Source organism: Hoeflea sp. EC-HK425 (assembly GCF_902498795.1).
GTDB lineage: Bacteria > Pseudomonadota > Alphaproteobacteria > Rhizobiales > Rhizobiaceae > Hoeflea > Hoeflea alexandrii.
On sequence record NZ_LR701570.1, the window covers coordinates 1 to 10,083 of the forward strand.

12 protein-coding genes are annotated in these 10,083 nt (G+C 55.4%); 4 read left to right on the forward strand and 8 right to left on the reverse strand.

What is annotated here, in order from left to right; translation table 11 throughout:
• The 3 genes from SPHINGO391_RS02320 to SPHINGO391_RS02330 form a co-directional block, all read left to right on the forward strand.
• The coding region (locus SPHINGO391_RS02320) for a hypothetical protein (RefSeq protein WP_193217157.1) at positions 1-526 on the forward strand (526 nt) is incomplete at its 5' end.
• Positions 527-1,227: 701 nt separating this feature from the next.
• Positions 1,228-1,704, forward strand: a complete 477-nt coding sequence (locus SPHINGO391_RS02325; protein ID WP_152007329.1) for a hypothetical protein — start codon at positions 1,228-1,230, stop codon at positions 1,702-1,704.
• Positions 1,705-1,723: 19 nt separating this feature from the next.
• Positions 1,724-2,179, forward strand: coding sequence for a hypothetical protein (locus tag SPHINGO391_RS02330; protein ID WP_152007330.1), 456 nt, complete (start codon positions 1,724-1,726; stop codon positions 2,177-2,179).
• A gap of 175 nt (positions 2,180-2,354) precedes the next feature.
• Here SPHINGO391_RS02330 and SPHINGO391_RS02335 read toward each other — a convergent pair whose 3' ends face one another.
• From SPHINGO391_RS02335 to SPHINGO391_RS02370, 8 genes are all read right to left on the reverse strand, one after another.
• Entirely contained in the window at positions 2,355-3,104 is a 750-nt protein-coding gene (locus tag SPHINGO391_RS02335; RefSeq protein WP_152007331.1) for a DUF3800 domain-containing protein, read from the reverse strand.
• 143 nt (positions 3,105-3,247) lie between these two features.
• Entirely contained in the window at positions 3,248-3,670 is a 423-nt protein-coding gene (locus tag SPHINGO391_RS02340) for a thermonuclease family protein (protein WP_193217158.1), read from the reverse strand.
• Between the two features lie 168 nt (positions 3,671-3,838).
• On the reverse strand, positions 3,839-4,042 hold the full coding sequence (locus SPHINGO391_RS02345; protein WP_152007333.1) for a hypothetical protein: 204 nt from the start codon (positions 4,040-4,042) through the stop codon (positions 3,839-3,841).
• 255 nt (positions 4,043-4,297) lie between these two features.
• Positions 4,298-5,005: a helix-turn-helix domain-containing protein gene (locus SPHINGO391_RS02350; RefSeq protein WP_152007334.1), complete on the reverse strand. Its 708-nt coding sequence runs from the start codon at positions 5,003-5,005 to the stop codon at positions 4,298-4,300.
• Positions 5,006-5,424: 419 nt separating this feature from the next.
• Positions 5,425-5,676: a ribbon-helix-helix domain-containing protein gene (locus tag SPHINGO391_RS02355; protein ID WP_152007335.1), complete on the reverse strand. Its 252-nt coding sequence runs from the start codon at positions 5,674-5,676 to the stop codon at positions 5,425-5,427.
• Complete coding sequence (locus SPHINGO391_RS02360) at positions 5,673-6,329, reverse strand: ParA family protein (RefSeq protein ID WP_152007336.1); 657 nt, start codon at positions 6,327-6,329, stop codon at positions 5,673-5,675. Before SPHINGO391_RS02360 ends, SPHINGO391_RS02355 begins: the two co-directional genes overlap by 4 nt.
• A gap of 68 nt (positions 6,330-6,397) precedes the next feature.
• Positions 6,398-8,200 (reverse strand): relaxase/mobilization nuclease domain-containing protein, encoded by a 1,803-nt coding sequence (locus SPHINGO391_RS02365; RefSeq protein ID WP_152007337.1) that lies wholly within the window; start codon positions 8,198-8,200, stop codon positions 6,398-6,400.
• On the reverse strand, positions 8,190-8,555 hold the full coding sequence (locus SPHINGO391_RS02370; protein WP_193217159.1) for a MobC family plasmid mobilization relaxosome protein: 366 nt from the start codon (positions 8,553-8,555) through the stop codon (positions 8,190-8,192). Before SPHINGO391_RS02370 ends, SPHINGO391_RS02365 begins: the two co-directional genes overlap by 11 nt.
• Before the next feature lie 133 nt (positions 8,556-8,688).
• On the opposite strand from SPHINGO391_RS02370, the gene SPHINGO391_RS02375 reads away from it, so the two are divergent.
• Positions 8,689-10,083: type IV secretory system conjugative DNA transfer family protein (locus tag SPHINGO391_RS02375; protein WP_152007339.1), on the forward strand; the 1,395-nt coding region annotated here is incomplete at its 3' end.

Below are 10,083 nucleotides of genomic sequence, written 5' to 3' on the forward strand. Positions count from 1 at the left end.
CACAGAAAGGCGCTCAAAAATTGACACCGAAGACGAAAACGCTCGTCGCGCCACAGATGCTCTGAACGCAAAAAACGAGGCCGATTATCAACACAAAATGCGCATGGTCGGACAGGCGCGCCTGTCCCCCGATGAAATCGCGGCCATTGTTGGCAAGGGGAAGGGTGACAAGCTGGCTCGCCATATCATCGCGTTCATCAAGGGCGGCGATGTTCTCAAGCTGAAACCCGCCCCGTACTTTGAACCCCGCCGCCGAAATATGATGGAACAGACCGCGCCTGTTCTAAATCCAATCCTGAACTACTTGCACGAGGCGCGGCAAGAGGTTCGCGAATGGCCGCAAGAGGCACGCAATTTCGTTCCAATTGGAATTATTGGGTTTATCTCCTGCATGGCGCTCGCCATCAGCCTCATGCGCCTCTATCAAGGCGAAGGGGATTCACAAACCAATATCATGATTGCAATCATCAGCGGGATCATTGCCGCGCCGATTGGGCTATACATGATAAAAATTGCTCGGGAATAATGAAAAACCCGCCAATAAAGGCGGGTTTTTCATGTGAAATCAAACGGTGATTTAAAGTCATATATAGACGGCCTATCATATATTGATTGAAAGTCATATATACTTGGCGTATTGGCCGCAACCCATGCCCAATAACGCCATTCTAAATCTGCCTGTGTGTTAAATTCTTCTGCAATCATATTTCATTATTGCCATATATTATCAGCGAATTGCAAATATATTCTTTCCATCCCGTGCCATAGCCTAGCACCCTGCGCGGGCTGTCAACCGCTTCGCGGTGCGCCGCTTCGCTTCGCCCCTGTCGGGTGACTTCGCCCTGTGCGGGGTGCTGTTATGAGGCTATCGGGACGGGGAACAATCGCGCGCCCTGCGGGCGGGTTCGCTTCTCGCCTTCGGCGGGAATCGAACAGGGAACAATCAAGATGTTGATCTCGAAAGCATGGGTGAAAAGGCGCGCCATGCGCCCTTTTCTATTTGGTTGCAACGCAACAAATAGAGCCTTGAATATTTGCTTTTTGCAGTAAAAACGCGGCGCGTTTTGGTAGCTACTTCAATTCGCTTTTCAGGACTTCGCCATTATTTCAAAACAGGTTCCATAATGCATATTATCACCCGCTAAGGTCTACAGGATCGCGGTTTTTTCCATAGTCCGAAACCACTAGATGTGGTAGCGATAAGGCATCAAATCTGAGGAATCCTGAATGAAAAACCCAGTCGACGAATTTAGTGCATTCATTGATAGCATAGCTGAGGAAGAGCAAGGCGATTTTCTCCTACATCTTTTAGCCTACGACATAGGGGAACGATCCACTAGCTATTGGGGAGAAGAAGGACAATTTCGCAAAGGGTTCCATGAACATTTTTTAGATAAGAAGAACAACCCAATTGGGTTTACTGGTTTATGCCTCAAAATTCGTGTATTCACAGATGATTATTTTGGCCGATTTTCGGAAGAATCTGAAAAAGAACAGATGGACTTTTTCAAGTTTGTTCGTGACAGCGAGAGACCCACACCAGAAAATATAGATAAGATGGAAAATAACGCAAAATCGAGGGCTGTATACTATCGCTCGATTTTGCCTGATTGGGAAAAATTGAAAGCCGAATTTTTCTCCAAAAAATACATAAAGGATTTCAACGACAAACTGTTTTTTGAGAACAGCCCTTTAAAGGAATAAAGGCGAATTGGAGCAATCAATGGTATGGCCGTTTACGAAGAAAACCCCGTCCCAATTGCCTGATAAGCTCGTTTTCAAAAGCGGGGAAGCGTTCCTCGAATATCAATGCAAATATGGGCATACAAAAATAGTTCCAAGGCAAGGGATTGTTGCCGTTGTTCTCGACTCTCAAAAAGAATTTGGGACTCGTGCACCGACCAAAATCGAGCCGGACGGCGTGCAAATAGTCATGCTCAAAGTCGCATCGGAAGATGGCGGCTTCGTTGTCCCTTCTCGCACTCCAACAGGCAATGGTGATCGCCTAAAGCCTGACGATGTTGTCATCTGGGTTCCTATCGAACACGCAATGCCTGCGGTCGATGCTGTCGATGAGATCGATCCGCGCTTTGGATGGGTGGGCTTTGTCGTTGCGAAGGTACAACCCGAAATCGATATGAACGATCCGAATTTTACGATCATCAGCCGCTACGATTAGAACGGTTGCCCATCATCGTCGACAACGGCCATAGATGCCTTTGGAGTAGAGGCAAAACTCGCGGGCTGTCCTGCCTCGATCATCACGCGGCCAATGTCGCGCCCGTCTGTTAGATGGTATTGCCCAACTAATCGCCGTACTTGCCATGACCTAAAACATAAAGACTGCGCTGCGCCTAGCTTCTGATTCCGCTCCGGCGAACCGCCTGATTAAGGCGAGCTTCAAAATATTTTCGGTGCACCACATTTTCAGGATAAGCAGAGGGATCAGCCCAGACAGCGCCCAAACGACCTACAAGCCCCGCGATCCAATCCGCCGCCTGCATCGTTTGATAGCGATGGCTCTCAATTTGAAAAGGCGGTTCGATAAGGCACCGCCTTGGTTGCGTGGGGCTATACATGCTTCTGGCCGATGCAGTGATAAGAGCATCACGTTGATCATGTTCGTCGAGCGCCAACACAAAATTATCAAGCGGCGTACAATCTTCTTCACAGAACGAATTAATTCGCTTTATCGCCTCTAGTAGAACTCGCTGGTAGAGAAAATTCGGGTTGTGACGATCAGGGGCAGCTGTCTTCTTGATCCCAACATAGAACACAAACCCGCCGACCGTAGTGATCTTATTGAAAAAGCGGTTTGTGAATTTCCTCAACTCAGCATATTGGGTGACATTCCTTGCAGTGTAGAGGCTCGCGCCCTTCTTCTCCCACGTAGCTGGATGTTCACCGGAGCGGCTGATTTCGAAATCAAGCAACTCACACTTTCTCTGAAAAAACCATGTGCCGAAACTACGCACCTCATTTACGGGAAGAACAAGACCGGCAAGCCCGAAAACGGGACTGTCGTTATGTTTTGGATCGGTGCGGCTGATGTACGGGCCTATATGCCCAAATTCATCAAGGTAGGCGATATAAGTCAGAATCATGCCCCCAGATGCACGAAAACCCACGCTTTTAGACGTGGGTCTCGGAAAGAGGGCAACAAATTAATTGCGCCTCGTGATTTCAAATAACGATAATATGGTATTTTGTCAAGCTTATCCGCTACGATTAGAGCGGCTTTCGATCATCATCTACACCGCCCATAAATGCCCTTGGAGTAGCGGCAGAACTCGCGGGCGTGTCCTGCCTCGATCATCACGCGGCCAATGTCGCGTCCGTCTGGCAAATGGCAACGGCCAACAAATCGCCCGTACCTGTCGCGCTCGATGATCTGGCAAGTCACCTTGCGCCCCTGGGCGATTTTTGACAGGTGCGCCCGCGCCGCCTTCCCTGCCCTCGTGTCCATCTCTGGCGCATCGATCCCGAATAATCGGATTCGGGTTTTCTGGCCGTGCAAATAGAGCGTGTCCCCGTCCACCACATAGCGCACGGGCGCGGTGATCTGGTGCGGCTCGAATGATCGCGCGGGGCGAACGGATAGCACCACCACGGCCAGCAAAAACGCCACGGCTCCCACAAACCAATAAAACAGGCTAGCGGGCGTGATCATAAATACAGCTCTACGGGCATGATCTGCGCCCCGTGATCGTAACCGCTCGGCGCGGGGTTCCATTTCTCGAATAGGGCGCGGCTCTCGGCCTCGGTCGGTCGCAATGTCCCCCAAAGCAAAGCGCCGCGCCTGTCGATAGCACAAAAGCCCCTGAACTTTCGGGGCTTCTTAGGGGGTTGGTTCATGTCGATCTTTGCGGGGAAAGATGACAAAACGGCCTGATAGACTAATGCCCTCGGGCAAGATAACGGACATGCCGCCGCTCTCGATCTCAAAGGCAACGCCGACTTGGTAATATTTGGTCTTTTCCTCGCCGTTGTCGGTCTGGTATTTTTCGGGGACGCAAACATCAAAGGGTTTGTTTTTACTCATTTTTGAAAATCCTTTCGTTATTCAAATTTTACCTGAAAAAGCCCGCGCCGTGAATCCCCTTAATCGAGTGGCAAGTGCAGACGCAAAGCGGCCTGCACTTCTGCCACGTGGCGAACGCGGGGGGCAGAGTGTCAAGGATCAGTGCGGCGGGCGCAGGGGCGTAAGCCCCGAGCCTCGGGAACCGCACCCTTGACACGGCGTTGGGGGCAGCGCCCCCAGCCAATGGAAAACTCATCGGCCGTTAGGCCGATTCCGCTATTCATTCTTCATAGAAATAAACCTAGATGCGGATTCAGTCCGTTTGGCGGACTCACGTTCTTTGATCGCTTTTCCAAGCCTTGCGAGCGCCTGCCCCAATGGGTTGTCGCCGATCTCGAATAGCGGCAATTCCTCAAGGGTGAGGCTCTGGCGGTGGGCTGTGATTGCCGCTTCCTGCATTTCCCGCGCATGGGTGAAATCATCGGGCAAGGGCGCGGATCGGCCATAGCGCCCTAACAGGCGGCGCGCGCGGGCTGGCATGGAAAGCCTGTAGGCGTTGCTGGTCTGTTGCACCTGAACGCCCCGCCCTTCCCTGCCTGTGGGCACGTAGCGCCGCAACCAATCAAGGAACCCGTGATCGCGTAACGCCTTTAGCGCCCTGACAATGGCATCCCGTGACCGTTTGAGCCGCTTCATCAGGGTTTCAATGGCAGGATCGAGCCGCCCTGTCTTGTAATCAACCATATTCGCCAGCAGGTCGAGCACCTCAAGCGCAACGGCTCCAAGCGCGCCATTGCGCGCGCCGAACTGGCGCGATGTCAATTCATACCGCCGCGCCGCAAAAACGATCTGGCGGGCTTCCTGACGGCTGACACGCCGCCAGAAAACGCCCTCCCGTCCTGCAAGGCGGGATTGTCGGCGCACGGGCGCGCCTCTGCGCCCTCTGGGCGGTTCTGTGATTACATCTGCGATAGCTTCAAACATGGTTGATCCCCTTTCGGTTCGTTGACCGCTTCGGGGATTGGCAACCATCAGGGCGCAAAAAGCCGTGGCAAGAATCCTCTTGCAAATGCTCCGATTTTTTGGGAAGATCAAAGTCACCACAACGTTGATCAATCCCTATCGGATTATGGATGACCCGCCCCCTCGGCGGGTTTTTCGTTTCTGGTCTTAGAATACTCCAAAAAATTGACGCGCCCGCGAATCTCGGACAAGCCTAGTCTAGTTTGCCTGATTTGCCGATTTTCGCCAAGCAGAACATAACCCGCCTTCAATCCCGCTATTTGCAAGGGATGCACGGCGCTTTGTCCTGAATTATCAATTGTTTGCCAAAAGCGGCGGGATATAATAACATGTTATGATGTCAATTTGTTATCATGTTAACATGCTATAATGTCAGCAATTTAATTCTTGTATCTATCCCGCACCATCTGGAAAGCTTCCTCCAAGAGGTCATTGAGGCTTCGGCCATTCAATGCCGCAAGGGCTTTAAGTTCGTTCCTTACTTCTGGTTCCACAAAGGCGCTAATCTGCACCTTGCCCATGCGGGCAGGTGCTTTCCCTTGCGCGCTCGCTTCCAGTTTCCTGATCGGATTAGTCGGCGTAGCGGCAGCATCGGACAAGGCCGAAAAATCAATAGGCTTGCGCTTGCTCATGCCGCGTTCCTCCGCCCTGTCGCCTTCTTCGCCAATTTAGCGACAACATCAAACAAAAGCCGCGTTTCCTCCGCCGCGCGCCCGTGCGGTTCAAACTCACTGGCCGCCTGTCCGTCTATGAGCGCATCCATGTAGGCAACACGCTTTCCCATGCCAGCGGGCAGGACATCAACCTTAAGGTTTGCCAGTGTCTGCGCTGCTTCGGCATGACGGGTGCCCTGCGCCTCGATCTGGGTCAGCACAACGTAAGGCCGAACGCGGGCAATCTCGGTCAGGCGTAGGGTGTTCTGAATTGCCCGCAAATCCAAAATTGAGGGCTTGCAAGCAATCAAAACAAGGTCGGCAAGCTGTGCCGCCTGTGTCGCCACGTTGTCCGATTGCGGGGCGGTGTCGATAAAAACAAAATCAACACCCTGCGCGGCGCAATTATTCAGAACGCTTTCAAGCCCTGCGGGGTGGGTAGGCTGAACATGAGGCGATTGCGGATGTCCTGCGCGGGTTCTGGCCGTATGCCAGAGGGTCGCGGATGCCTGCGGATCAAGATCGATAACAACAGCGCGCTTGCCCTGTTCCTCAGCCATAACGGCCAGATGCAAGGCGAGAGTGGTTTTTCCGCTCCCGCCCTTCTGGCTTAAAATTGAGATTGTCTTCATGGATTACCTAACATGTTGAAATGTTAACATGCTGGCATGTTCGCAGATTCGCAAAAAGGCGGCAACAATTATCTTTCGCGGTCTCGATCCATCGCGCGAGGCGGCAATTTCTTGACCTCGCGGGGCTTCTCGGATGCGGCCTTGCTCCAATCCTTTTTCGGCTCTGCCGCCTTAGCAGGGGCGGGGCTGGCCGTCTTGCTCCAATCCTTTTTCGGTGCGGCGGGGGGCTGTGCCTTCGCGCCGGCGGCGCGGTGCCACGTGTCCCGCTTGGCTTCTGCCGGCGATGGTTTCGCCGGCGCGGCCTTGGGCACCTCCTGCATTTTCTTTGGGGTCGGGCGGGGAACGTCACCGCTCGGGCTGGGCGCGGGCTGTGCCTGTGAAACGGGCTGAACCTTGGTCTCGATCGGCGCCGCCTTCGGTGGGGCTTTGCCGATCGATCGATCAAAGACGTTTTTCATCGCGGGTTTCTCCTGCTGATGCGGCGCGGGCTTCTCCTGCGCCTGTCGGTCAAATGCCTTCGCCCGTGCCTCCTGCTTGCGCATGTCGGCGGGCTTGGTCGATTTGTTGCGCTCGTAACGCTCGGCGCGGGATGCGGACTTAGCGGCCTGACGGTTGATCCGCTCCCGATCCTGCCGCCGCTGTTCCTTCTCCTGATAGATGGTGCGCCATGCCGCGCGGATCTTCTCGCGTTCGGCGCTCTGCCGCTCGATCAGATCTGCGCGCGCCTTGTCGAAGGCTTGGCGCTGTTTTTCCAGCATCGCGGCGCGGTACTGTTTCACCTGCGCAATGTCCGCGTCCAATGCCTTCTTGATCGACTGCGCCACGGCGGCGCGGCGCTCGCTCTGGCTGTCGGTGAATGTCTGGCGGCGCTTCTGGCTGTCGAGCACGTTTTCAAAGATAGCCCGCAATGCGCCCTTGTCCTTGGGAAGCTGGCCGCGCTCGCGCTGTTGGCGCGCCGCGTCCAGGGCATTGGATACGATCCCGCGCAAATATCGCTCGCGGGCATCAAAAGCGGCCTGTCGCTCCCTCTCGTCCTTGAAATGCGCCGCCCATGTCGGGCGGTTCTTCGCCTTGTGTTTCTCGGCAAGCTCCTTGATCGCCGCGCCGCTGGCCGAATAGATGGCCTCCCGCGCGGCTTTATTCTTCTCGGACAATGCCCGCCAATCTTCCTTGTGGCGGGCTTTCTGTGCCTCTCCAAAGGCTTTGAGGGTCGCGGCGGGGTTCGGGTCGCGCCCGTCCTTCTTCGCCGTTGTGCGGGCTTCTGCGGCCTTCTTCTGCTCGGCGGCATAATCCTTGCGCGCCGCCTTGTCCTTGAACTCCTCGCGCGCCTGTCGCTTCTCCTCGCGCTTGGGGGTCAGGATCGCCCCCCGCTCGCGCTCGTACTGGTTCGCCCAATCGGACAATTTCAGGCGGTCGTTCGATGTCGAAAACATCTTCCCCGTGGCAGGGTCAACGCGATTCAGGACAACGTGAATATGCGGGTGTTTCTGGTCGGTGTGGCAAATGATCATCGATTGAAGATGATCCGCGCCGAGAGCCTTGAGGCTCCCGTCTGCGGCGCGCAACATTTCCGCACGATCCAGCTTGCCCGCCTCGTCTGGATGCCATGCAAGGCTATACGCGTATACATGCGCATTCGATTTTCGGCCTGTGTTCTTGATGCCCGCGGCGGCCTTCAGCTCGTCCGCATGCATCGCCGTAGTGATCATCACCCGCTTGGCCGCTTGCGGGTCGTCTGTCGCAAGATTGCGCATTTCGACCCATGCAACACGCTCGGCGCTCTGCGGCCTTTCACCTTCGCGCTTGTCGTGAAGGTAGTAGGCAAGCGCGCCGTTAAAACTGCGGCCTGTGCGGGCGATATCAGGAACCATCTTTCGCAAGCCTCGTCACGGCTTCCTTGATCGCCGCCATGGTGTCGGCCATGTCGGCGGGGATGCCTCGCCCGCGATTGATCGCGCGGGCGATTTGATTGAGGTTGACCCCTAAGCGGTTCAACTCAAGCAACACGGCATCCTCTACCAAAGCGGGGCGGGGTTTAATCCGCTTTGACAGGATCGCGCGGCGGCAAAACTCGACCAGAGGCAAGCCAGCCCGCGCGGCCTGTTCCTCGACATAGGCGCGCTCGGCGGCCGTCACACGCAGATTAGGCAAGCGTTCGTCGCGCCGCTCATCTGCCGCAAGCCGTGGCCGTCCGCCGTGTCGTTTCGGTGTGTCGTCCTTACCCATGATCCCGCCGCCTCTTGGGGGTTCGGGGCACCGCCCCGACAAGCGTTTTTGGGAACCAAAAACATAGCTTGCTACCCTTTCCATAATCTGCCATAATCTTCTTAACGTCAAGTTAAGGTCGGGAGGCTTCCCCATGCCCTTTAATTTTGCGAAGGCGTACCCCACGCACCGCTATCAAGATGGTGACATCTTCCTCGGTGTCGATGATGACAACCACGAAATCGGCGTAACCCTCGAAACAAACGCGCTAACGATTGGCGGCTCTGGGGCTGGCAAGGGTGCCGCGCTCCTGATCACGAACGCGCGCCGCTGGCCACATTCGCTCGTGTGCATCGATCCCAAGGGCGAAAACACAGCGCTGACATGGGAAGCCCGCCGCGATATGGGGCAAGTGGTCGGCGCGCTCGATCCCTTCCATGTCGCCAAGGACTGCGAAGAAATCAGGGTTTCGATTAACCCGCTCCAAGGCATCCGAGAGGATGACCCGCGCGCCCGTGCAACGATCCTCGCCATTGCCAATGGCCTGATCGTTTCCCACGATCCAAAGCACATGGAATGGACGGAAGGCGCGCGCAAGATATGGGCTGGCCTGATCGCCTATAACGCATCGGAAGCGCCCGCCGAATATCGCACCTTCAAAGCCCTGCGCGATATGATCATGCAACCTGACACGCTGGCCGATGGTTCGGGCGGGCTGTATGAGGATGCCCAAGCCATGGCGGCAAGCCAAGCATTCGGCGGGCTGGTGCGCTCGGCGGGAATCGCAATCATGACCGCCATTGAAAAAGGCAAGGGCATGGAAAGGGATTTCCTCGGCCTCGCACAACGTGCCACGCAATGGCTTGATGATCCCGCCATCGCGGCGGCGCTCGGCTCCAGCACCTTCGATCTTGACGACCTGCTGACAGGCCGCGCGACCCTCTACCTTGTCTTGCCCGCCGATGATGTGTCCGAGTATGCGGGATTCCTGCGCCTGTTCATCAAAAGCACCCTGCGCACCATGGGCAAACAAAGCACCCTGTCGGGCGCGGACAAGGCCGAATGCCTCTATCTGCTCGATGAATTTTACAGCCTCGGCAAACTGGAAGAGGCACAAGAGGCCACGGGGCGCATGCGTGGCTATGGCGTTCACCTCTGGCCATTCGTCCAGAACATGGGGCAGATTTCCAGCCTCTACGGTAAAGACGGGGTTGAAACCTTCTTCACCAACTCGGATTGTCACCTGTTCCTCGGCAATGATCAGGATCACACCGCGCTCGAATATATCTCAAACCGCATCGGCAAAAACACACCCGAGGATATCGGAGAAACGCCGCCGCATAGGCACACCGCGACAAAACGCAATCCAGATGCGCGCTCGCCGTTCGGCTATCGCCCCTCTGGCTTTCCGTTTGAAACAGCCACAGAAAGGCGCTCAAAAATTGACACCGAAGACGAAAACGCTCGTCGCGCCACAGATGCTCTGAACGCAAAAAACGAGGCCGATTATCAACACAAAATGCGCATGGTCGGACAGGCGCGCCTGTCC

Bases quoted from the DNA above. Each gene is read 5' to 3' on its own strand.
- SPHINGO391_RS02370 (WP_193217159.1), bottom strand. From the start codon at position 8,555: ATGGGTAAGGACGACACACCGAAACGACACGGCGGACGGCCACGGCTT.
- SPHINGO391_RS02365 (WP_152007337.1), bottom strand. From the start codon at position 8,200: ATGGTTCCTGATATCGCCCGCACAGGCCGCAGTTTTAACGGCGCGCTT.
- SPHINGO391_RS02345 (WP_152007333.1), bottom strand. From the start codon at position 4,042: ATGAGTAAAAACAAACCCTTTGATGTTTGCGTCCCCGAAAAATACCAG.
- SPHINGO391_RS02330 (WP_152007330.1), top strand. From the start codon at position 1,724: ATGGTATGGCCGTTTACGAAGAAAACCCCGTCCCAATTGCCTGATAAG.
- SPHINGO391_RS02335 (WP_152007331.1), bottom strand. From the start codon at position 3,104: ATGATTCTGACTTATATCGCCTACCTTGATGAATTTGGGCATATAGGC.
- SPHINGO391_RS02350 (WP_152007334.1), bottom strand. From the start codon at position 5,005: ATGTTTGAAGCTATCGCAGATGTAATCACAGAACCGCCCAGAGGGCGC.
- SPHINGO391_RS02355 (WP_152007335.1), bottom strand. From the start codon at position 5,676: ATGAGCAAGCGCAAGCCTATTGATTTTTCGGCCTTGTCCGATGCTGCC.
- SPHINGO391_RS02325 (WP_152007329.1), top strand. From the start codon at position 1,228: ATGAAAAACCCAGTCGACGAATTTAGTGCATTCATTGATAGCATAGCT.
- SPHINGO391_RS02360 (WP_152007336.1), bottom strand. From the start codon at position 6,329: ATGAAGACAATCTCAATTTTAAGCCAGAAGGGCGGGAGCGGAAAAACC.
- SPHINGO391_RS02340 (WP_193217158.1), bottom strand. From the start codon at position 3,670: ATGATCACGCCCGCTAGCCTGTTTTATTGGTTTGTGGGAGCCGTGGCG.